This window comes from Ginsengibacter sp. (genome assembly GCF_057362405.1).
Genome location: NZ_JBMQQG010000178.1, coordinates 1 through 22,190, shown reverse-complemented (window position 1 = coordinate 22,190; position 22,190 = coordinate 1). Strand labels below are relative to the sequence as shown.

Sequence of the window (22,190 nt, the reverse complement as noted above, 5' to 3'; positions counted from 1 at the left end):
TACAGTTCCGCGTTAGGTCTATATTATTGCCAGCTAAATTTTCCACCGGTATTGATTCTTATTTTATATAAGCCGGTATGCGCAGTGAGGTATAATGTTTTCCCGTCTTCATCGCCCCAGGCCATATTTGCGGGGCGCTCTGGTGTTACTATTTTCCCTAACAATTTTGCATCGGGCGAAAGAATCCAAACGCCGCCCGGCGCTGACACAAAGAGATTTCCCTGTTTATCTACTTTCATTCCGTCCAACGCTTCATCATCTTCTGTAAAATTGAAGTCAAAAAATATCTTTCCATTTTTCAACGTTCCATCGGGCTGCACTTCATAGCGCCATAATGTTTTGGTGTGATGAATATCGCGGATATCCCAATTGGTTACATAAAAATATTTTTCATCGGGCGAAAATGCCAGGCCATTAGGGCCACCCAAATCTTTTGAAACCAGTTGCACCTTACCTTTTTTTATCATGAATACGCCCGAGTAATCCAGTTCTTTTCTTTTATCGTTAAAAAAATCCGGTAGGCCGTAAGGGGGATCAGTAAAATAAACTGTTCCATCACTTTTTAATACAATATCATTGGGGCTATTAAAACGTTTGCCATCGATCTTATCTGCCAGGACAGTTACCGGGCCTTTCTTCTCATACCTTACCACGCGGCGGTTACCATGTTGGTCAACAATCAATCTTCCTTCTTTATCTATAGTTAAACCATTAGAGCCTGGTTGCCCGTAATCACCAATATCTACACCTGTATATCCACTATGACTCATAAAAACAGAAACATCATGACTTAAGGGATCGTAACGATATATTACGTTTGTATTTGGGTCACTAAACAATAAATATCCATCGGGATGCCAAACGGGGCCTTCGGTAAAAGAGAACCCGTCTGCAACTTTTTCTACGTTTGTCCCCGGCGTTATGATGGTATTTAGCTTATCATCAATCGAATAAATTCTACCAATACTTTTCCAGTCTTTATTTGCTGGAAGCTCTCTATAAAAATCAATAACAGCATTGCGAACCCAGATATAATTTTCAGGTATCATTCCAAGCGGGCCATTAATACCAAGAACATCAATAGAAAATTTATCGCCCGGCATTGCATGATCCGTAAGAATAACACGATTGCGTGTGTTGTAGCCACTTATCACACCATTACCACTTTGGCCAAAGCCACGCGTCTGTTTACCATTAACCCATATTTCGCTATAATCATCTACCGTTATTTCAAACACAGCAGTGGAGCCATTTACAGCAAGTTTGCCTACGGTTTGAGGCAAGGTTACTTCAACCTTATACCAGGCTGCGGAAATTAATCCCATGCCCTCCCGCATTTCGAGATCCGTTGGTTTTATTGGAACCAGGCCATTGTCAAAATCAGAAGCATTTATTTGCGGATGCAAAGTGTGCGTACTTATTTTCATGCCGGTCGGATACAACTTCATCGCATCAGTGGCGCCGGCGCCCGGCGCCTTAAAACTTGCTTCTTCTATGTGAGCAGGTTGTGCAAACCATTTAGCATTTACTAACTGTGCACCTTCTATGGTTTTCAAATCTGCAATTGCGTCAGGCCTGCCATTGGCGAGTTGCCTCGTTTCCTGGCAGAAAACTAAGACTGATAATAACAAGAGAATAAGAATTATAACATAGATTCTTATTATTGAATATACTTTTATCATTGACTTATTAATTGTGATTGTTGTTAAGTAATTGTTTGATTAAGCACAATTTGTTTCCTCTTTATATTCAATTAATCAATTTTTATTTTGCTTCCGGCAATCGCGATGTCTTCATCCTGCTGGGCGCTGGCACTACCGCTCACGCCAATTGCACCAATAACTTCGTCACCATAAATAATAGGAACGCCGCCCTGCAAAAAAGTATGGCCTACTGTAATCAATGCTTGTCTTCCACCATTAATCGAATTTTCTAATTTAGAAGATGGCGCTTTAAATGTGGCTGCCGTATTTGCTTTTTTAATAGCTACTTCGGCGGAGGCTGCAAAGGTTCCATCCAACCTTTCCAGGTAAACTAGGTTGCCACCATTATCGACAACAGCGATGGAACTGCCGGGAGCGGATTTTTCTTTTGCGTACCTAACTGCTTCGGCTACCACCTTTTTTGCTGCATCAAGTGTAATATTTTTTGAAGTAATTGTTTGAGCAAAACACGCCGACGAGATGTACGCCACGAGGGCTAAAACCGATAATAATTTTTTCATATAAAATTTTTGAGTGAGTGATCAGTAATTTTTAATTCACCGAATTTTTTATTTTAGAACATTACTTCTTCAAAATAATTCTCGGGTAGTTTTGGGCCCTTACTTTTTATGTACGCTGCTCTTCTTGATCTTTTAGACATCTGAATTAAGCGAACCGCAATTATGATAGCAATGATTGCCCCAAGCGATATCGATAATATCATTTTAATTTCTGCGTCTGTTGCAATTTGTTTGCCGCCGTTTGCAGTTACCCTCGGCCAGTATCTGTCAGCCAATTTTAGATTTCCCTGCACATCATCATTCCAGCCCCGCACTGCTTTTTGATTGTGTTGAATTACCAGGCGGCCATTTACTATACTGAATGTTTTCACATCAATAGGAGCAGTCCTTCCTAACGATACCGCATAAGCGCACCATGCACCAAACTGGGGTTTGTACTTTTCGGGATTATTTTTAAAAAGATCAAGATGTTCTTGTGAAGCAAAATAGTAAGTGGCGTCTTCATAATTATATGAATAAGACGCATTTCCTTTAACGGGTTTGTTGTCTGTAAAGAATGCTACAGGATCATAACCGTTTATGATTACACCGTTTGCATCAACGTTATTTAAAAATTTCCCATGATATTTTTGGGCGTTTACATTAAGTGCAATAAAAGCGCAGAGTATTACAAACAGCATCATAGATACCATTCTCAGAGCCCGGCTTTTGTTTGTTTTTTCTTTAACCAATTCATTTAATTGCGATGTCATAATATTTGTTTTCATTTTATTAATAATTTTTCAGCAAAGAAATAGTAAGATGAAAGCCCCTGCTGTCGGTTACTTTACAATACTCATCGCAGACGATAAAAAAAGCCTGATAAATGTCAGGCTTCTTACAAATAGGAGATTGTAAAGACGGGATACTATTTAGAAGAAATTGTTGATGCGGTTGGAGCGGGCGCTTGCTTATCATACTTCACAGGTTTGCCTACATGGTCAGCAACTATGCCCGGCCAGTTTTTATCGGCCTTTACAGTATTGCCTTTAAGATCTTCATTAAAAAGATCGTACGCTTCTTTAGTATGTTGAAGAATGAGACGTCCCTCTTCAATTTGAAAGATTGTGGGATCCACCGGTCTTAACTTGCCGATACTTACAGCGTAGCCACAGAAGGCTCCATATTGTGGTGCAAATTTTTGCGGTTCTTTTTTAAATTGATCCAAATGATCCTGTGACGCAAACCAATAAATAGCACCGTTATATTCCGTAGAAAATTGTGCTTTTCCCTTTACCGGTTTATTATCACTGAAATAAGCAACTGCGTCGTACCCTTCCATAATAATGCCTTTATCGTTAATGTTGTTAAGAAACCCTGATTTCGCATGGAAGACAGGCTCTTTAAAAAAAATTAAATAGACTGCTATGGCAACAGTTGTTACGAGAAGTGAAATAAAGAAAATCTTTTTCATAATTTTTTCCTGCAAAGGAACATGCATGAGAAAAAAAATGATGTCAGTTGTTTTACAGAAAGGAAAAGATTTATCCCAGATGTTGTTTTATATTGTAGTTATCAAATTTCAATAATCCTTCACAGACGAAGAATATAAAGCCTCAAATAATTGAAAAATGGGATAAAATTTCTTCATAAAGAAAAGTGTCAGTAATTCTGTAAGTATTAAAACAATTTGGCCTTAATAGAATACTTAAAAGGCTTTTGTTATTATTTGATCTGGCTGAAGGTATATTGTAATCGCTATAAATATTAGAAAATCGAATAAAAAACGGGATGTGGATAAAATTATCTTAGGAGGAATTAAATGACTTCTTGATTAAATACTTAGTGACTATTTATTCAATTTGGTTTTACCTGAGTTCTACCTACCAAAAATTGCACTCTCATTTAATATATAATGCATTGAATATCTGGTGGAGAGTATCGGGGTCGAACCGACGACCTCTTGCATGCCATGCAAGCGCTCTAGCCAACTGAGCTAACCCCCCAAAATAATTGCGCAAATATAGAATTGAAAATCGTTGATAAAAAACTTTTATCAATCGCCCCAAATTTCCCCCTTTCCCTCCAACCAAAGTTTTACCAACCTGTTCGAAACAGATTTTGGCCTTTCAAGTGGAAAGCCCAACGCTCTGTCCCAGCAAAGGCTTGCCAGCACACCCAATGATCTCGATACGCCAAATAATACTGTGTAAAATTCATATTCATCCATCCCATAATGTACCAACAAAGCACCACTGTGTGCATCTACGTTCGGCCATGGATTTTTTATTTTAGCAATAGATTGCAAAATCGGCGGCACTGCCTCATAAATATTCCAAACAGTTTGCACCAAAGGATCATCAGGCATGTGCTTTTTACCAAAATCCATTTGAGCTTCAAAACGGGGATCGGTTTTCCTTAATACCGCGTGTCCATACCCCGGAACCACTTTTCCTTCTGAAAGCGTCTTCTTCACGTAAGCCTGGATTTGCTTTTTAGTGGGCAGTTCCGTCTTGAGTTCCTCACGCATTTCAAAGATCCATTTTATCACTTCCTGGTTAGCGAGGCCGTGCAAAGGTCCGGCGAGGCCATTCATGCCAGCCGCAAATGAAAGATAAGGATCGCTCAGGGCAGATCCCACAAGATGCGTTGCATGTGCAGAAACATTACCTCCTTCATGATCGCAATGTATGGTCATATATAAACGCATCAATTCCCTGAAACTCTCATCTTCGAAACCCATCATATGCGCAAAATTTCCTGCCCAGTCGAGCAAGCCATTTGGCTGGATATGATTTCCCATCTTATACTTACGGCGATAGATATACGCAGCTATCCGTGGCAGGCGGGCAATAAGATCCATGGAGTCATCAAAAACCGCTGCCCAATAATCTTTCTTACTCATACCCGCGGCATATTGTTTTGCAAAATGGCTTTCTGTTTGCAATGCCATGATGGCTACCACAAATTGTGTCATCGGGTGAGCACTCAAAGGCAGGGCATCGATTGTATGAAATACATGGCCCGGCACATGGCTGCGACGTTGCCATACGTTAGTAACATGATGCACATCTTCGTCGGTAGGCAATTCGCCCACCAGCATCAAATAAAATAAGCCTTCGGGTAATGGTTCCGTTCCACCATCTACCTTCGGTAATTTCTTGCGCAATTCGGGTATCGAATAACCTCTAAACTTAATGCCCTGTTGCGAATCGAGTAACGACGTTTCTGTTACCAGGCCTGTCATGCCCCGCATACCCTGGTAAATTTGAGCAAGCTTAACTTCTCCAATAACTTTTTCACCATGTTCTTTTAAAATATCTTTTACTTCTGCAGCTAAAATATCAGCCTTTTCTTTAAACTTATCTTTTATAACACCCATTGCTAAAAAAATTAAAATTGTGATTGCATTTCGTGAAAGTCGAATAGCCCTAAAGTTAACATTACACAGAATGTTAAACAAATGAAATATTAATTTGCACTTATTAATAACGTAAAGTAAATAATCATCATCTTGAATTGCGGCGGTAGAGATACCATGCCAGTGCGCCAAAGACTGCATTGGGCAACCATGCCGCTACAAAGGGATTAAAGTTTCCTTTCATTGAAAACACTGATGAGAACCGACCGACTAAAATATATAACACACAAATCATAACGCCAATTGCCAAATGAAAGCCACTTCCACCACGAATTTTTTTTGATGAGACCGACGCGCCAATAATCGTAAGAATAAAGACCGATACCGGGTTTGCGTTCCTATTATTTTTTTCTAGTAGCAGGGTATTAACATCCTCAGCGCCACGCAATTTTTCAAGTTGAATGAATTCAGATAATTCGGGTGTAGAAAGTTTATCTTTCATGTATTCGTCTATCTGCAAGTCGCGTGGTTTAAAATTGAAATTCATCTTCATTTCGGGAATCTGTTTTACCTCCTGGTGCAAACCATTAATGCGCCGCTCAATAATATTATCTAGTTTCCATTGTCTTGTCGCCGTATCCCAGGAAAAAGATTGTGCCCTTAAATTATAAACAAGCTTTGTATTATTAAATCTTTGTATAAAAAAATTACTTCCTGTACGGTTAATAGTATCGTAATACCTTACTCCTGCATAAGAAAATGAATCGAGCTTGAAATATTTATTGCTTATGGTAGAAGTGTTTTGATAGCCTCCATAATTATAATCAATATATTTTGAAGTAAATGTTGCCCATTTTTGATTTGCTCCCGGAAGGACATATTGATTACACCACCACAGGAAAATAGTAAATAGCAATCCGCCAAAAATATAAGGCCTTAGGAAGCGGCTAAAACTAACTCCGCTACTAAGTATGGCAATAATCTCTGAACGGTTGGCCATAATTGAAGTGAAAAAAATCACTGAAAGAAAAATAAAAAGTGGAAAAAGCATTGCATCAATGCGAGGAATAAAACCAAAGTAATATTGGGTAATTATCGTTTGATAAGGAAGCTTTGATTTGGCAAAGTCATCAGTTTTTTCACTTAAGTCTACAATGATAACTAAAACGGTAAGCGCTATAATGAAAAAGAAAAAAGTTAGAAAAAACTTTTTGAGTATATACCAATCTATAATTTTCATACAACACTCAGCGGTGAATAGTGAGCACCAAATGTAATTTAAAATTTAAACTGAAAATTGAAGTGTCTGTTAAAACCACTTATTTCTTCTTAGCAACTAAATTATAAGAGGCCTTTATGAATTCTTTCAATTGCGCAGAAGAGAGCTGCCCATCCACAATTATTGTGTTCCAGTGTTCCTTGTTCATATGGTAACCTGGTAGTATACACGAATATTGTTCACGCAATTCCACAGCATATTCCGGATCGCATTTTACATTGAATTGCAAAACTTCTGATGAAAGAGATGCCAGCAAAAAAATTTTTTTGTTGTTTACTTTAAAAACGAGTGTATCATTTCCGAAGGGAAAACCTTCACTAACATTTTTTAGTGAAAGCGCATATTCTCTTATTTCTTCTATATTCATTTTGCAAACTTAAAAAATCTCTGGCACCAGCACGCAGCGTACTAATAGTGAATACGGCGAAGAAAGCCTCCTAAATACAAACAAAAAGCCACCCTTAAGATGGCTTCTGTCGAGATTAATTTAAAGACAATTATCTATTTTTTCTCCGGCATTAAAATTCCCGTTAGTACATTTTTTGTTGTGAGCAATAATTTTGCAGCGTCCTGTATATCTTTTTGCGTTAGTGCATCTACATGTTTTTCATAATGGATAAAATAATCAGGATTGGTGCCTGGAAAATAAAAGCTTTGAAGTTCTGATAGCCACGTGCCATTTTCTTTTACATCTGTTTTATATTGTTCTTTCCATTGCTGCTGTACTTTTTCAAGATTCTCTTTGGAAGGACCGTCTTTAATCAGGTTTTGAATTTCTTTATGGGCAGCGTATAAAAGTGTATCAACCTTTTCCGGACCGCAAGGCAACTGAAGAAAAAACGTGTAATGCGAATAAGGGTATTTTTCAACCTGCGCCTGTGTTCCTCCTCCATAAATTCCCTGGATTTTTTCTCTTAATTCTTCAATTATCCTGATGTTTAATATTTCGCTTATGGCATCTGCTTTCAAATCAAGTGCATCACTATAAGGAACATCGCCACTATAAACACCCACTATAAGACTCTTCTGCTCTTTACCTTTATTTAATGTGAAATCAATTTTACCCTGGGCAGGTCTTAATTTATTATCAACATAACTGAATTTTTTTGGTGACGAAGGAAGACTTGCGATATATCGTTCCAGCAAGGGCTTCAACTCATCTTCTTTAAAACTTCCCAGAAAAGTAAAATGCATGCCATTTGCATTTCCAAATCTTTCCTTGTATATCTGCATTAACCTGTTAAGGTTTATCTGATCAAAATATTCCGGTTTTGGAACTGCAACAGGGGCAAGCGGGCTGTTATGATACAACTCTTTATATAATGTATCAACAAAGACAGCCTGCGGATTTGCACTTAAAAAAGCAAGCTGCGTTTTATTTTTTTGAACAAACGATTTAAACAAACTTGTATCAACACGCGGGGCAGTAAAATATAAGTACATTAGTTGCATCATGGACTCCAGGTCTTTTACGGAACTGCTGCCACTTATTCCCTCAGATATATCAGAAATTACCGGGTTAACTTTTACGGTTTTACCTGACAGTGCTTTCTGCAGATCGATGGGAGAAAAATTTCCAACACCCATACTGGATACTACAGACGTAGCGTATTGCGCATTGTACTTATCTTTTAGTCCATAATTATTTTTTCCACCGGGTCTTATCGCACTCATCAATATTTGATCGTTCTTAAAATCGGTTGGCTTTATGGTAACAGTAACACCATTACTTAAAGTAAATTCTGTAGTACCTAATTCACTGTTTTTTTTGCTGCTTATTATTTTCCCAGGCTTTGGCAAGGTTGTCATCAAAGATGAAGCAATTGCTTTTTCTTCGTATGGTTTAACATCCATTTTTTCCGCGGCATATGCAACAGCAAGTAAATCATTGTCTGTGGGTAAGCTCTTTGAGGATGAGGGTTCAGGACCAAGAAGTGCGATAAATTGCTTTGGATCTTGCTGCAATTGTTTGCTTATGTCATTTACATTGTCAATTGTAATTTGCGGCAGCAATTCTTTATAATATTTATATTCATTTTCAATACCTGGAATCGGTTCTTTAGTCAAAAAGTTTTGAATGTACTCAGAAACATAATCCGCAGATTCTGTTTTATTTTTTTCATTATACATTTTGTCCATCTGGTTAAGCAAATTACTTTTTGCCCTGTCGAGTTCAGGCTTCGTAAAACCATATTTCTTTACACGTTCTAATTCTTCTTCAAAGGCTTTCAGGCCCGTCACAGAGTCGTTACTACCGGTTCCAATACTTGCACCGAACGATTCATAGCCACGGGCAAAAGAACCAAAGTCAGTGAATGCATACACAAAAGGCGGGTTTTCTTTTTGCGTAAGTTCACGCAGGCGCTGATTGAACAGGGTAGTAAATATCTGTTTGGTAAGGTCTTTTTTATAGTCTTCAAGAGTTACTATCGGATGTATTGGTTCCGCGGAATAATTTACAATAGTGGTATAACTCGTTGCCTCTTTGTCGGTAACTACCTGGGCCTGGTCTTTCGTGTACGGTGGCATGCCAGGGTGAATTCTTGGCCTTTCATTTTCCGGATTTGTAAGGCCATCAAAATGTTTTTTTATAAGTTCTTCCGCTTTGGCAGGATCGATATCACCAACAACAATAACAGCCATCAAGTCGGGCCTGTACCAATCTTTATAAAATCTTCTTATGGTTGCATAGCTTGCATTTTTAATAATACTGTCTAAACCTATTGGAAGACGGTTTGCATAGAGTGAGCCCGCAAAAACATTAGGATAAATTTTGCGATACATGCGATCGTTAGCCCCCTTACCAAGACGGCTTTCTTCAAGTACTACCGGCCTTTCACCATCAATATCATCAGTATCGTACGTTACGTTATGAGCCCAATCTTCCAATATTTCAAAACCTTTATTAATGTTTTCAGGCTTGTCCGTAGGAATAGGAAGTATATATATCGTTTGATCGAAACTAGTATTGGCATTTAAATCATTACCGAAACCAACACCTATTGTTTGCAGAAATGAAACGATATCATTTTTCTTAAAATGTGTAGTTCCGTTAAACGCCATGTGTTCACTGAAATGCGCAAGGCCCTGTTGGTCGTTGTCTTCAAGAATTGACCCTGCATTAACTACAAGCCGTAATTCAACTTTTTGCTCCGGCTTTTTATTTCGACGTATATAATAAGTAAGTCCGTTACTGAGTTTTCCAATTTTTACATTTGGATCAACAGGCAGCGTATCGTTAAGATTTTGTTGAGCAAACGTTGAGGACACGGAAATAAAAAGAAAGAAAATAATTAGCCTGGCACATTTCATGATATCTGTTTTGATTTAAAAAATATTGAAGTCGCAAATATAATTGAACAGAAAACAAAAATTTCCTAAAAAGGATAAAGGGTATTATCGCTATACGTTACTTACCTGCTTGGTGGTATGCTTTGAGGCATTTGTGAAGACTTTCTTTCCATGATGGAATATCAGTATTAAGCATTTTTTTTATTTTGGAAGTATCCAGTACTGAATAAAGTGGCCGTTTTGCGGGTGTTGGATATTGACTGGTGGGCACCGGGAATATTTTGCAAGAGCTGCTTTCAAATTCCTTTATGGCCAAAGCAAAATCATACCAGGTAGTTACTCCTCCGTTACAATAATTTACAATACCGTTATAGTCGTTATGATTTTCGGTTCCTTCAATCACGTTCATTATTATTTGCGCAAGGTCTGCTGCATAGGTTGGACATCCCTGCTGATCGTTTACAACATTCAGGCTTTCCTTTTCTTTAAATAAACGCAGCATAGTTTTTACAAAATTGCTTCCATAAATTGAATATACCCACGATGTTCTTATAATAAGTGCTGAAGGATTGTTCTTCAATACAAGTTCCTCACCTTTAAGCTTCGACCAACCATAAACGTTTAAAGGTGCTACTGCATCTTCTTCTTTTAAGGCCTGGTGTGAAGTTCCATCATAAACATAATCTGTGGAAACATGAATTAATTTTGTGTGATTATCGTTGCAGATGGATGCCAGGAAACCTGCAGCATCAGCATTTATAAGGAAAGCTTTTTCTTTTTCAGTCTCCGCTTTATCAACGGCGGTGTAAGCAGCACAGTTAACGCAGTAATCTATTTGCTGTTTTTCAAAAAAACTATTTAGAGCACCAACATTCTCAATAGCAAGTTCATCTTTAGAGGTAAATAAAAAATTATACTTTGGATACTGTATTGCCAACTGCCGTATTTCGCTGCCCAATTGGCCGTTTGCACCTGTTACAAGTATGGTGGTTTTATGATTGCCGCTGGAGAAAGTCATGTTATTTTTCAGCCATTAAATACAAAATTATGTTTACAATTTTCGAGGGAAGGATAAAAGGAATCTTTTTCTGAGACCTTTACATTTTCTGCAGGAACCTGCCAGTTAATATTAAGCGATGGCTCGTTCCATGCTATTCCTCCTTCACTTTCCTTATTATAAAAAGTATCACACTTGTAAAAAACTTCGGCCGTTTCGCTTATTACAGAATAACCGTGCGCAAAACCTTTTGGAACCAAAAGCTGCTTTTTATTTTCGGCAGATAATTCTATCGTATATGCCTTGCCGTAAGTAGGTGAATTTTTCCTGAGATCAACGACAGCATCTATAATTTTACCGCTTAATACTCTTAGTAATTTTGTTTGCGCATACGGCTGCAGTTGAAAGTGAAGGCCACGTATTACGCCAAATGTAGAACTCGCCTGGTTATCCTGGACAAAATCAATATCAATGTTTTCTCCGGAAAAAACCTTTTGATTATAACTTTCAAAAAAGTAGCCGCGGTTATCTCCAAAAACTTTCGGCTCATAAATTAGTAATCCCGGAAAAATAGTCTTTGTAAATGGCATTCGAAGAAATTAATTTTAAACGTTTGTCTTTTCGGCTGTATACATTTTCTTAAAGAATTCAATGGTTTTTATGAGTCCGCCATCGAATTTAGTTGTGGGAGTATAATTAAGTAATTCTTTTGCCAAAGAAATATCTGCAAGAGAATTTCGAACGTCTCCTTCCCTCGGCTTAGCGTGAATGGCATTCATATCACTTTTTAAATATTCCCGTATTGTATTGTACAAATAATTTACTGAATAATTCTCGCCTACTGCCACGTTATATACTTTATTTTTGGCTTCGTCATTGGTGCTGAGTAGTCCTTTAATATTTACCTGAACAGCGTTTTCAATGTAAGTAAAATCCCTGGTTTGTTCTCCGTCACCGTTAATATAAGCAGTTTCCTTATTGATAATCGCTTTTACAAAGAGCGGAATTACAGCGGCATATTGTCCATTCGGGTCCTGGCGCGGACCAAAAATATTGAAATATCTAAAACCAAGAACAGGAATATTATAAACTTTTGAAAAGACATCAGCATATAATTCATTGGCCATTTTACTAACGGCGTAAGGTGATAAGCATTTACCGATTCTGTTTTCTTTTTTTGGCAGAGTGACCTCATCCCCATAAACCGATGATGAAGATGCATAAACAAATTGACTTATTTTATTTTCAACTGCTGCCTGTAACATATTAACAAACCCGCCAACATTTACATCGTTTGTTGCAAATGGTTCTTTAACAGAACGCGGTACCGAACCCAACGCCGCCTGGTGGCTAACGAACTGAATTCCTTTGCAGGCCTCTCTGCAAGTATCGATGTTCCTGATATCACCTTCAATAAATTCGAATGTATTGTATGATCTTAATATTGCAAGATTAGATGTAAGGCCTGTTGCCATATTATCCAATACCCTTACTTTCCCAGCCTTATTTTTTAGTAAATATTCTGCAATGTGGCTACCGATAAAACCTGCACCACCAGTAACTAAAAAAGATGAATTACTAAGATCTTCGTTGTGAAATATGTTATCCAATTTTATATTTATTTATAGACTCCAATATTTACGGCTTCTAATTTTGTCCCGATATACTCCTTTTACATCTGCAATAATTCCATCGGTTTTAGTTATTGCAACAAACGCTTCATCATCCATACTCATATAAGCTAAATGAGGCACGGCTATTATTACAGCGTCATAATTATCGGACAGATCTGGGGTAAGACAGAAACCATATTCGTGATTCAATTCATCACTGTTAGCATGAGGATCCGTTACATGAACCTGTAATAAATAGGATTGTAATTCTTTAATTACGTCCGCCACTTTTGAGTTCCTGATGTCACTTACATTTTCTTTGAAAGTGGCACCCATTACTAACACTTTAGCTGTTTTAACATCGATACCGGTTTGAATAATATGCTGCAAAACCTTTTTTGCTATGTGTGCGGCCATTCCATCATTTATTGCACGCCCGGCAAGAATTACCTGTGCATCATAACCCAGCTTGTTGGATTTATAGGTAAGATAATACGGGTCAACACCAATACAGTGGCCGCCAACAAGCCCCGGTTGAAACTTTAGGAAATTCCACTTTGTTCCGGCGGCTTCTAATACTTCAAAAGTATTAATATTCATTTTCTCAAAAATTATTGAGAGCTCATTCATCAATGCAATGTTCAAATCACGCTGTGTGTTTTCTATAATTTTTGCAGCCTCGGCAACTTTAATACTGGATGCTTTATGAACGCCAGCCTTTACTACTAATTCATATACTTTAGCGATGTTATTAAGGCTTTCCTCATCGCAACCACTTACCACTTTTACAATGCTGCTTAATGTATGTTCTTTATCTCCTGGATTTATTCTTTCCGGCGAATAACCTAATTTAAAATCCGTACCTAATTTTAACCCGGATAGATTTTCCATTATTGGAAGGCAATCCTCCTCGGTGCAGCCAGGATAAACAGTACTCTCATAGACAACATAGTCGCCCTTTTTTAAAACTTTACCTACGGTTTCGCTTGCTTTAATAACCGGAACAAGATCCGGAACATTATCGCTATCAACAGGTGTTGGAACAGCCACTATAAAAAAGTTTGCTTCCCGCAACTTATCCAAGCTGTTGGTAAATTCTATATCGCAATTATTAAAAGCTTCCTTTTCTAATTCTTTGCTTGGATCAATACCATTCATCATCATTTCGATCCTGGCTGCATTTATATCAAAGCCAATCACTGATATTTTTTTAGAGAATTCAAGTGCAATAGGCAGACCTACATAGCCAAGGCCTATTACGGCCAGCTTTTTTTTCTTATCAACTAATTCACTGTACATTTTTAAGGGTTGGGTTCTAAATTTTTATTAATAATATATAATTGAATCCGGAGGTCTCTATGTAGAACTCCATTTTATCTTTTACTTTCAAACTCTTTAGGTTGTTTAAATAAATCTTCTTTTGGTAGAGATTTAAAATATTCATACGTAATTTTTAATCCTCCGGCACGATTTACTTTTGGTTCCCATCCTAATAACTTTTTGGCAAGCGTAATGTCGGGCTGGCGCTGTTTAGGATCGTCTTGTGGTAATGGTTTATATACTATCTTTTGTTTGGTGCCGGTAAGGGCTATTATTTCTTCGGCAAATTCCTTTAGCGTTATCTGGTCGGGGTTGCCTATGTTTACCGGCCTGGCATAATCGCTCATTAATAACCGGTAGATTCCGTCTACCAAATCGTCTACATAACAAAAACTTCTTGTCTGGCTGCCATCGCCAAATACGGTCAGGTCTTCGCCTCGAAGCGCCTGGCCTATAAACGCGGGTAAGGCTCTTCCATCGTTTAACCGCATCCGTGGGCCATAGGTATTAAATATTCTTACTATTCTTGTTTCTAATCCATGAAAAGTATGGTAAGCCATAGTAATGGCTTCCTGGAATCGCTTGGCTTCGTCGTAAACTCCTCTTGGCCCAACAGGATTTACATTGCCCCAATATTCTTCGTTTTGCGGATGAACTAACGGATCACCGTACACTTCACTTGTTGATGCCACTAATATTCTTGCTTTTTTTGACAACGCTAATCCTAAACAATTATGGGTACCTAACGATCCTACTTTTAAAGTTTGTATCGGGATTTTTAAATAATCGATCGGGCTGGCAGGTGACGCAAAATTTAAAATGTAATCCAACTTGCCTGATACATGGATAAATTTGGATACATCGCAATGATAAAATTCAAAGTCTTCCAGTCTAAATAAATGCTCAATGTTTTTTAAATCTCCGGTAATTAAATTATCCATGCCTATTACATGCATACCTTCTTTTACAAACCGGTCGCAAAGATGGGAACCTAAAAATCCGGCTGCACCTGTTATCAGTACTCTTTGTTTGGCCACTTTATCTTATTTTAAACTGTTTATTCTTTTCTTCTATGTTAACTCGATTGTTTTTCTTCCAATACTTACATAGTGAAATCCTCTTTCTTCCATCTGGTATAATTCAAAAAGATTTCTTCCGTCGAATATTACCGGCTTTTTTAGCAAGGATTTTATCTTAATAAAATCCGGTGTCCTGAATTCACTCCACTCCGTAGCTATCAGCAAGGCATCTGCTTCTTCCAGTGCCTGGTATTGATTGTCGGCATAGATAATCTTATTTCCTATTTCTCTTTTTACATTGGCCATAGCTTCAGGATCGTAGGCCGATATAGTTGCACCAGCTGCCGTGAGTTCTTCTATTAATTTCAACGCAGAGGCTTCCCTAATATCATCGGTATTGGGTTTAAACGCTAATCCCCATAAGGCAATTTTCTTCCCTTTTAAATCATTGTTGAAATAGGAATATATTTTTGGAAGCAAATGCTTTTTTTGATTTTCATTAACTTCCATCACCGCCTCTAATATCTTAAATTCATAGTCGGCCTGCTTTGCTGATTGCGCCAGTGCCTGTACGTCTTTGGGAAAGCAACTGCCACCATAGCCGATGCCTGGAAATAAAAATCTCTTGCCTATCCTTTCATCACTTCCCATACCACGCCTTACCATGTCCACATCGGCGCCCAGCCTTTCGCATAGCTGGGCTATTTCGTTCATAAACGAAATTTTTGTTGCCAAAAAAGAATTGGCCGCATACTTGGTAAGCTCTGCTGATCTTTCGTCCATGTAAATAACCGGGTTTCCCTGCCGAACAAAGGGCGCATATAATTCCCCCAACAATTTCTTGGCTCTCTCTGATGAAGTACCGATTACCACGCGGTTTGGCTTCATAAAATCTTCTACGGCTACGCCTTCCCGTAAAAACTCGGGGTTGCTTACTACATCAAATAGTTCTTCCGGGTTGCTGATATCTCTTGCCTGTAAATTGGTTAAAATATTGTGGTGCACTTTATCGGCGGTACCCACCGGTACGGTGCTCTTATCTATAATAATTTTATAATCGCCTTTTTGTAATAAAGTGCCAATGTTTTTTGAAACATCTAATACGTAACTTAAATCGGCACTGCCATCTCCGCCGGGCGGCGTGGGCAAAGCGAGAAATATGATCCTCGCATCTTTTATTCCTTCTTCCAGCGAGGTAGTAAATTTTAAGCGCCCTTCTTTTTCATTTCTCTCAAATATCTTTTCTAGTCCGGGTTCGTAAATGGTAACCTTGCCTGATGATAATTTCTTTACTTTTTTCTCGTCTATGTCTACACACGTTACCATATTCCCCGTTTCCGCAAAACAGGTGCCTGTTACTAATCCTACATAACCTGTCCCTATTACTGATATATTCATGGGCTATTTTTTTACGAACTCTAAAACTTTTTGAGTAATAAAATCTTGTTGTTCTTCATCAAGCTCCGTATGTATTGGCAATGATATTACTCTATGGGTTAGCCAGTCAGTCTTTTCAAGATTAATATTACTGCTGCCAAATGAAGCAAACATTTTTTGTCTGTGTGCCGGCACAGGATAATATAGCATCGATGGAATATTATTTTCGGCTAAAAAGCTTACCAATTCTTCCCTATTTACATTATTGAGTATCATAGTATATTGATGAAAAACGTGTTTACAATACGCTGCACGATAGGGAGTGGTAATTTTTTCATTTCCGGCAAATGCTTTATCATAAAAGTCAGCAGCCTTTATCCTGGCATCAATATACGAGTCCAAAAACGGCAGTTTGATATTTAATATTGCGGCCTGTAGCGCATCTAACCTGGAATTGCATCCTACCACATCATGATAATATTTCTTACTCTGTCCGTGGTTGGCAATCATTTTTAATTTTTCAGCAAGTTCATCATCGTTCGTACAAATTGCGCCTCCATCACCATAACAACCTAAATTCTTACTGGGAAAAAAAGATGTACATCCAATATGGCCGATAGTTCCCGTTTTCTTTGAAATACCATTTTTAAAATAATAATCTCCGCCAATTGCCTGGGCATTATCTTCAATCACAAATAAATTGTGCTCGTTAGCAATTGCCATTATCTCTTCCATTTTGGCAGAATGGCCATATAAATGAACCGGAACGATGGCCTTTGTTTTTGGAGTAATGGCTTTTCTAATTGCTTCTGGTTCTATGCAAAACGTTTGAGTATCTACTTCCACAAATACCGGTTTCAATTTTAAAAGGGCAATTACTTCGGTTGTGGCAATGTAGGTGAAAGAAGGCGTTATAACCTCATCTCCAGGTTCAAGACCAAGCGCCATCATGGCAATTTGAAGTGCATCGGTGCCATTAGCACAGGGAATTACGTGGTTAATGCCGAGGTATTGCGAAAGATTTTGAGCAAATGCCCCTACCTGGGGACCTCCAATAAAAGAAGTGCTTTCAATAACACCCATAACGGCTGCATCTATTTCATTTTTTATTTTAAAATATTGCTGCTTCAAATCAACCATTTGAATTGGTTTCATACAAATGTTTTTAAGAGGCGCAAAGATAGCATTTGATACATGAAAAGGAAATTTCGAAAATTAGGAAGCATCTATTTATTATTAAGAAATTAGATTTGTAATAAAATAATACGTCTTGATTTTATTGTACAATCTCTTCCTGGTAATTTACTCCCTCGGAATTCGTTTAGTTTCAGCCTGGAATAAGAAGGCAAAGCTGTGGGTTAATGGCCGAAAAAATCTGTTTAATTATTTGAATGAAACCTATGTAGCTGGAGCTGGAAAAAAAGTATGGATGCATTGTGCCAGCCTGGGGGAATTTGAACAGGGTCGTCCCGTATTAAAAAAAATAGCAGAGAATTATCCCGAAACAACGATTGTCATTTCTTTTTTTTCTCCTTCAGGTTATGAAATTGCCAAACGGGATAAAGATTTTAAGCAGGTGTATTATATGCCTATCGATTCTGCTGAAAATGCAAGCAAACTGCTGGATATTTTAAAACCGGATTTGGTACTGTGGGTAAAATACGAATATTGGTATTACTATTTAAGAGAAATAAAAAGAAGAAATATCCCGTTGTTATTAATTTCAGGAGTGTATAGTAAGAGCCAAATATTTTTTAAATGGTATGGTACTTTATATAGAAAAATGCTTGAATCTTTTTCGCATTTCTTTGTTCAAAACCTCTCCTCTAAGAACCAGATTCAAAAATTAATTGCTGAAGAAAAAATCAGCGTTTCCGGCGACACCAGGTGCGACCGCGTAATCAACATTGCCGAAAATTTTATTGAAGTTCCTGGCATAGCCAGTTTCTGCGGAAGTAATAAAGTGGTTGTCGCAGGTAGCACCTGGGAAGACGATGAAGCTGAGTGGACTCATTTTGTAAAAACACATCCTGAGATAAAATTTATTATTGCTCCTCATGAAATTGATGATGAAAATCTTACCGACGTAAGAAAAGAATTTCCCGGCTCCTTGTTTTATTCAGAATTGATGGAAGCCCCCACCCAGGAGGGGTTTGGGAAGGCCAACTGCCTTATCATCGATAATATAGGCATCCTTTCAAGACTGTATAAATATGCCACTATTACTTATGTTGGCGGGGGATTTGGTTACAACGGATTGCATAATATACTTGAAGCGGCAGTTTATGGAAAGCCGGTAATTTTTGGGCCGGAATATGAAAAGAATTTTGAAGCTGAAGAATTGGTTGAATGTTCCGGGGCTATCAGCATTGAAAACGCTCTGGAACTTGAGAAAGTTGTAAACGGGTTATTGGATAAAGAAGCTGAAATAGAATCCCGGGGAATAGCGTCAAAAAATTACGTATATAACAACGCAGGTGCATCACAAAAAGTGGTAGACTATATTCAAAAAAACCGTCTTCTTATTAATTGATCAAATTGCTTTACAACCGGGTGGTTATCGTGCCACCCAATCTTAACTTTCAATTCTCTACGTATCCAAAATTCCGCTTCCGCAAATATTGTAAAATTCTGAATGGTTTTAATGCTTCTCTCATACATGGCTTCATCGCCCCTGAACAATTCGTTTATGAAAAGAAACCTGTCATTGATGCCGATTGCCTTTTTGAGATCTTTAATTGGTGCGTCTGTCAGCTTTTCTGAAATTTCCGTTTTCTTTTCCTTAAGACGGTCGTTAAGTTCAGCGTATTCAAAGGCATTTTCAATATTTCCACCGGGTGATGAATTAGGCAGCGGTGTTTGATGCGAAAGTGTTGGTACATCCTCAATAGGATCATAGACGTACCTGGGCCTTGCAAAATTACCCATTGAATTAACCGCTTCCGCATTACGTTTTATCTGCTCAAGTTCCTCCTCAATCGCCTTTTCGTCTACTTGCAATACTTCAACAACTTTTTCTTCCTGCATATTTGAACGCAGTCTGCCACCGGTTACAACCTGCTGAAATGAGCTGTAGGCAAGTGGCATAATGACAGATGCCTTATCTTGCCTCACCTCTTTTGTTGACACGGTTTGGCTCTGCAATTCGGCTTGCAACATTTGCACCGTATGCAACAGCATTTGCGGAGATGCTTTTTCATCAAGCTGCTTTTGCAATTTTTTTATGAGTGTAGACACTCTTTCCATGTGGGTGGTATGTGCGTTAAATTAGAATTTTGCAGGATATTAAATGTTTGTTTTTGATTTCACACAAAATCATTTTAACCTTGCAATCAGGCTAAGTTACAAATTGAATTCAAAATGAAATACAAAAAATGTTCATAGAACCAAATTATAACGGTGAAAAAAGGGGATGGATAGAAGTTATTTGCGGAAGTATGTTCAGCGGAAAAACCGAAGAACTAATCAGGAGGTTAAAAAGAGTGGAAATTGCTAACCTTAAAGCCGAGATCTTTAAGCCCGCCGTTGATATTCGGTACGATGAAGTAAAAATTGTTAGCCACGACGAAAATAAAATACAGTCGACACCTGTTAGTAATTCGCAAACTATATTGATGCTCGCTAATGATGTCGATGTGGTAGGTATTGACGAAGCACAGTTTTTTGATGATCAAATTACAACCGTTTGTGAAAAGCTGGCATTAAGAGGAATTAGAGTAATTGTCGCGGGGCTTGATATGGATTACCGCGGCAGGCCGTTCGGGCAAATGCCCAACTTATTGGCTATTGCAGATTATATAACCAAGCTTCATGCAATTTGTATGAAGTGTGGCAACATTGCAAACGTTAGTTATCGTAAAATTGCCGGCGGCGGACAAGTGTTGTTGGGTGAAAAAGATATTTATGAACCACGCTGTCGGGAGTGTGCTGCGTTAGGTGATACGATTTAACAGATTTTTTTTGAAGGATAGCAAATACCAAAATAAGTAGAAATGAATTCGTCCGTATTTACTTTATTGAAAAAGGATTTTTTACTTGAACTAAGGCAACAGCATACTTTTTTTGGAATATTGCTTTATGTCGCCTCTACCATATTTGTACTTTACCTTGCTATGGGCCAGCCGGAAAGCACCGTATATAACGGCATTTTCTGGATGATACAATTGTTTGTATGTATCAATGCAGTTGCCAAAAGTTTTTTACAGGAAGGTAAGGGGCGCATGATTTATTTTTTTTCAATAGCAAGTCCTGTAAGTTTCATTATTGCCAAACTTATCTATAGCACTGTCGTTATGCTTTTGATGGTATTGGTAAGCCTTATTCTTTTTCGAATTTTACTTGGCAATCCAATAGAGCATTATTTAGAATTTATAGGTATTGCGTGCCTGGGCGGCATAAGTTTGAGCCTTGTGTTTACATTGATGGCGGCCATTGCAGCAAAGGCTCAGCAAAATGCGGCGGTAATGGCTATACTTGGATTCCCATTAATTATCCCGCAATTGTTATTATTGATAAGGCTTTCAAAATCTGCATTTGGCGAAGTTTTTCGTGAAGGAGCCTTGTTACAAATTTTACTTTTATTAATTGGATTAGATCTGTTGGTGATTGTATTGGCAATCGTATTGTTTCCCTTTTTATGGAAGGATTAACCAATAAACTAATTTAAGTATTTGGAATATTTGTACAGACGAAAAAAAAAACAATAAACGTTAAATGAATTTATAGCAGTGAGCAGATTACTATTTACCTTTCTTCATCACTTCAGCCATCGTTTTTCCAATATCAGCAGGGCTTGCCACAACGTGTACACCACATTCAGCCAATATTTTCATTTTAGCTGCTGCAGTATCTTCCGCTCCACCAACAATAGCACCGGCGTGGCCCATACGTCTTCCTGCCGGCGCCGTTTGACCAGCTATAAAACCAACAACAGGTTTTGTTGAATTTGCCTTGATCCACCTGGCAGCATCTGCTTCCATACTGCCGCCTATTTCTCCAATCATCACAATTCCGTCTGTGTCTTTGTCATTCATAAAAAGTTCCACAGCTTCTTTGGTGGTAGTTCCTATAATCGGATCGCCGCCAATGCCGATAGCAGTTGAGATACCCAAACCTGCCTTAGCAACCTGGTCGGCTGCTTCGTAAGTGAGCGTTCCAGATTTTGAAACGATGCCTATCCTTCCTTTCTTAAAAATGAAACCCGGCATTATTCCAACTTTGCATTCATCTGCAGTTATAACGCCCGGGCAATTAGGTCCTATCAATCTCGATTTAGTATCCAACAAATAACTTTTTACTTTAACCATGTCCTGCACCGGAATCCCCTCAGTTATGCAAACAATTAAGCCAATGCCGGCATCGGCTGCTTCCATAATGGCATCAGCTGCAAATGCTGGCGGTACGAAAATAATGCTTACATCCGCCTCTGTTGCTTTCACAGCTTCTTCAACCGTGTTAAACACATGCCTGTCGAGATGTAATGTTCCGCCTTTATTTGGCGTAACGCCACCGACAACATTTGTTCCATATTCTATCATTTGTGTTGCATGGAAAGTGCCTTCTGTTCCGGTAAACCCCTGAACTAAAATTTTTGAATTTTTATTTACTAATACTGACATGAATAAATTTTAAGTAGGCAAATATAGGAAAGTATGATTTTACCTTTCAATTACTGTTTTAATTTATGAAACCAAATGCGTCGCCATCAAATAACCCGAGGTCGCTTAATTT

At 38.1% G+C, this 22,190-nt stretch carries 20 protein-coding genes and 1 tRNA gene; 3 read left to right on the top strand and 18 right to left on the bottom strand.

Annotated features, from left to right (window positions below):
• Positions 1-23: 23 nt before the first annotated feature.
• The 16 genes from ACO1O5_RS14810 to ACO1O5_RS14735 all read right to left on the bottom strand — a co-directional run bounded on the left by ACO1O5_RS14810 (position 24) and on the right by ACO1O5_RS14735 (position 17,615).
• The gene (locus ACO1O5_RS14810) at positions 24-1,682 is read right to left on the bottom strand and encodes an SMP-30/gluconolactonase/LRE family protein (RefSeq protein ID WP_486271508.1); all 1,659 of its coding nucleotides are present in this window, start codon (positions 1,680-1,682) and stop codon (positions 24-26) included.
• 71 nt (positions 1,683-1,753) lie between these two features.
• Entirely contained in the window at positions 1,754-2,224 is a 471-nt protein-coding gene (locus ACO1O5_RS14805) for a GlcG/HbpS family heme-binding protein (RefSeq protein WP_486271506.1), read from the bottom strand.
• 53 nt (positions 2,225-2,277) lie between these two features.
• On the bottom strand, positions 2,278-2,991 hold the full coding sequence (locus tag ACO1O5_RS14800) for a YHS domain-containing (seleno)protein (protein WP_486271504.1): 714 nt from the start codon (positions 2,989-2,991) through the stop codon (positions 2,278-2,280).
• A gap of 140 nt (positions 2,992-3,131) precedes the next feature.
• A complete protein-coding gene (locus tag ACO1O5_RS14795; RefSeq protein ID WP_486271502.1) occupies positions 3,132-3,677 on the bottom strand; it encodes a YHS domain-containing (seleno)protein in 546 nt (181 codons plus the stop codon).
• 455 nt (positions 3,678-4,132) lie between these two features.
• Positions 4,133-4,209: transfer RNA gene (locus ACO1O5_RS14790), tRNA-Ala, on the bottom strand.
• A gap of 50 nt (positions 4,210-4,259) precedes the next feature.
• Positions 4,260-5,585, bottom strand: coding sequence for a citrate (Si)-synthase, eukaryotic (locus ACO1O5_RS14785; RefSeq protein WP_486271500.1), 1,326 nt, complete (start codon positions 5,583-5,585; stop codon positions 4,260-4,262).
• Between the two features lie 127 nt (positions 5,586-5,712).
• Positions 5,713-6,804 carry an LptF/LptG family permease gene (locus tag ACO1O5_RS14780; RefSeq protein ID WP_486271498.1) on the bottom strand — a complete coding sequence of 364 codons (1,092 nt, stop codon included), beginning with the start codon at positions 6,802-6,804 and terminating at the stop codon, positions 5,713-5,715.
• 79 nt (positions 6,805-6,883) lie between these two features.
• A complete protein-coding gene (locus ACO1O5_RS14775; protein WP_486271496.1) occupies positions 6,884-7,210 on the bottom strand; it encodes an MmcQ/YjbR family DNA-binding protein in 327 nt (108 codons plus the stop codon).
• 134 nt (positions 7,211-7,344) lie between these two features.
• On the bottom strand, positions 7,345-10,155 hold the full coding sequence (locus ACO1O5_RS14770; RefSeq protein ID WP_486271494.1) for a M16 family metallopeptidase: 2,811 nt from the start codon (positions 10,153-10,155) through the stop codon (positions 7,345-7,347).
• A 97-nt stretch (positions 10,156-10,252) separates the two neighbouring features.
• Positions 10,253-11,152, bottom strand: coding sequence for a dTDP-4-dehydrorhamnose reductase (gene rfbD, locus ACO1O5_RS14765; protein ID WP_486271492.1), 900 nt, complete (start codon positions 11,150-11,152; stop codon positions 10,253-10,255).
• An 8-nt stretch (positions 11,153-11,160) separates the two neighbouring features.
• Positions 11,161-11,721 (bottom strand): dTDP-4-dehydrorhamnose 3,5-epimerase, encoded by a 561-nt coding sequence (gene rfbC / locus ACO1O5_RS14760; RefSeq protein WP_486271490.1) that lies wholly within the window; start codon positions 11,719-11,721, stop codon positions 11,161-11,163.
• A 15-nt stretch (positions 11,722-11,736) separates the two neighbouring features.
• A complete protein-coding gene (locus ACO1O5_RS14755) occupies positions 11,737-12,741 on the bottom strand; it encodes an SDR family oxidoreductase (protein WP_486271488.1) in 1,005 nt (334 codons plus the stop codon).
• A gap of 12 nt (positions 12,742-12,753) precedes the next feature.
• The gene (locus ACO1O5_RS14750) at positions 12,754-14,043 is read right to left on the bottom strand and encodes a nucleotide sugar dehydrogenase (protein ID WP_486271486.1); all 1,290 of its coding nucleotides are present in this window, start codon (positions 14,041-14,043) and stop codon (positions 12,754-12,756) included.
• Positions 14,044-14,117: 74 nt separating this feature from the next.
• Positions 14,118-15,101: a UDP-glucuronic acid decarboxylase family protein gene (locus ACO1O5_RS14745; RefSeq protein WP_486271484.1), complete on the bottom strand. Its 984-nt coding sequence runs from the start codon at positions 15,099-15,101 to the stop codon at positions 14,118-14,120.
• A gap of 33 nt (positions 15,102-15,134) precedes the next feature.
• Positions 15,135-16,481 (bottom strand): UDP-glucose dehydrogenase family protein, encoded by a 1,347-nt coding sequence (locus tag ACO1O5_RS14740; RefSeq protein WP_486271483.1) that lies wholly within the window; start codon positions 16,479-16,481, stop codon positions 15,135-15,137.
• A gap of 3 nt (positions 16,482-16,484) precedes the next feature.
• Positions 16,485-17,615 carry a DegT/DnrJ/EryC1/StrS family aminotransferase gene (locus tag ACO1O5_RS14735; RefSeq protein WP_486271481.1) on the bottom strand — a complete coding sequence of 377 codons (1,131 nt, stop codon included), beginning with the start codon at positions 17,613-17,615 and terminating at the stop codon, positions 16,485-16,487.
• Positions 17,616-17,730: 115 nt separating this feature from the next.
• Here ACO1O5_RS14735 and ACO1O5_RS14730 point away from each other — a divergent pair, with 115 nt between their 5' ends.
• Entirely contained in the window at positions 17,731-18,993 is a 1,263-nt protein-coding gene (locus ACO1O5_RS14730; protein WP_486271479.1) for a 3-deoxy-D-manno-octulosonic acid transferase, read from the top strand.
• On the opposite strand, the gene ACO1O5_RS14725 is transcribed toward ACO1O5_RS14730, so the two are convergent.
• Positions 18,966-19,706 carry a hypothetical protein gene (locus tag ACO1O5_RS14725; protein WP_486271478.1) on the bottom strand — a complete coding sequence of 247 codons (741 nt, stop codon included), beginning with the start codon at positions 19,704-19,706 and terminating at the stop codon, positions 18,966-18,968. The two genes, ACO1O5_RS14730 and ACO1O5_RS14725, sit on opposite strands and share 28 nt — an antisense overlap.
• 128 nt (positions 19,707-19,834) lie before the next feature.
• On the opposite strand from ACO1O5_RS14725, the gene ACO1O5_RS14720 reads away from it, so the two are divergent.
• Together ACO1O5_RS14720 and ACO1O5_RS14715 are read left to right on the top strand one after the other, a co-directional pair.
• Entirely contained in the window at positions 19,835-20,410 is a 576-nt protein-coding gene (locus tag ACO1O5_RS14720; RefSeq protein ID WP_486271476.1) for a thymidine kinase, read from the top strand.
• Positions 20,411-20,452: 42 nt separating this feature from the next.
• A complete protein-coding gene (locus tag ACO1O5_RS14715; RefSeq protein WP_486271475.1) occupies positions 20,453-21,109 on the top strand; it encodes a heme exporter protein CcmB in 657 nt (218 codons plus the stop codon).
• Positions 21,110-21,199: 90 nt separating this feature from the next.
• On the opposite strand, the gene sucD is transcribed toward ACO1O5_RS14715, so the two are convergent.
• Positions 21,200-22,078, bottom strand: a complete 879-nt coding sequence (gene sucD / locus ACO1O5_RS14710) for a succinate--CoA ligase subunit alpha (RefSeq protein ID WP_486271473.1) — start codon at positions 22,076-22,078, stop codon at positions 21,200-21,202.
• Positions 22,079-22,190: the final 112 nt, after the last annotated feature.

Bases quoted from the DNA above. Each gene is read 5' to 3' on its own strand.
- rfbC (WP_486271490.1), bottom strand. From the start codon at position 11,721: ATGCCATTTACAAAGACTATTTTTCCGGGATTACTAATTTATGAGCCG.
- ACO1O5_RS14780 (WP_486271498.1), bottom strand. From the start codon at position 6,804: ATGAAAATTATAGATTGGTATATACTCAAAAAGTTTTTTCTAACTTTT.
- ACO1O5_RS14795 (WP_486271502.1), bottom strand. From the start codon at position 3,677: ATGAAAAAGATTTTCTTTATTTCACTTCTCGTAACAACTGTTGCCATA.
- rfbD (WP_486271492.1), bottom strand. From the start codon at position 11,152: ATGACTTTCTCCAGCGGCAATCATAAAACCACCATACTTGTAACAGGT.
- ACO1O5_RS14740 (WP_486271483.1), bottom strand. From the start codon at position 16,481: ATGAATATATCAGTAATAGGGACAGGTTATGTAGGATTAGTAACAGGC.
- ACO1O5_RS14715 (WP_486271475.1), top strand. From the start codon at position 20,453: ATGAATTCGTCCGTATTTACTTTATTGAAAAAGGATTTTTTACTTGAA.
- ACO1O5_RS14800 (WP_486271504.1), bottom strand. From the start codon at position 2,991: ATGAAAACAAATATTATGACATCGCAATTAAATGAATTGGTTAAAGAA.
- ACO1O5_RS14775 (WP_486271496.1), bottom strand. From the start codon at position 7,210: ATGAATATAGAAGAAATAAGAGAATATGCGCTTTCACTAAAAAATGTT.
- ACO1O5_RS14735 (WP_486271481.1), bottom strand. From the start codon at position 17,615: ATGAAACCAATTCAAATGGTTGATTTGAAGCAGCAATATTTTAAAATA.
- ACO1O5_RS14750 (WP_486271486.1), bottom strand. From the start codon at position 14,043: ATGTACAGTGAATTAGTTGATAAGAAAAAAAAGCTGGCCGTAATAGGC.
- sucD (WP_486271473.1), bottom strand. From the start codon at position 22,078: ATGTCAGTATTAGTAAATAAAAATTCAAAAATTTTAGTTCAGGGGTTT.
- ACO1O5_RS14805 (WP_486271506.1), bottom strand. From the start codon at position 2,224: ATGAAAAAATTATTATCGGTTTTAGCCCTCGTGGCGTACATCTCGTCG.
- ACO1O5_RS14725 (WP_486271478.1), bottom strand. From the start codon at position 19,706: ATGGAAAGAGTGTCTACACTCATAAAAAAATTGCAAAAGCAGCTTGAT.
- ACO1O5_RS14720 (WP_486271476.1), top strand. From the start codon at position 19,835: ATGTTCATAGAACCAAATTATAACGGTGAAAAAAGGGGATGGATAGAA.
- ACO1O5_RS14810 (WP_486271508.1), bottom strand. From the start codon at position 1,682: ATGATAAAAGTATATTCAATAATAAGAATCTATGTTATAATTCTTATT.
- ACO1O5_RS14785 (WP_486271500.1), bottom strand. From the start codon at position 5,585: ATGGGTGTTATAAAAGATAAGTTTAAAGAAAAGGCTGATATTTTAGCT.
- ACO1O5_RS14770 (WP_486271494.1), bottom strand. From the start codon at position 10,155: ATGAAATGTGCCAGGCTAATTATTTTCTTTCTTTTTATTTCCGTGTCC.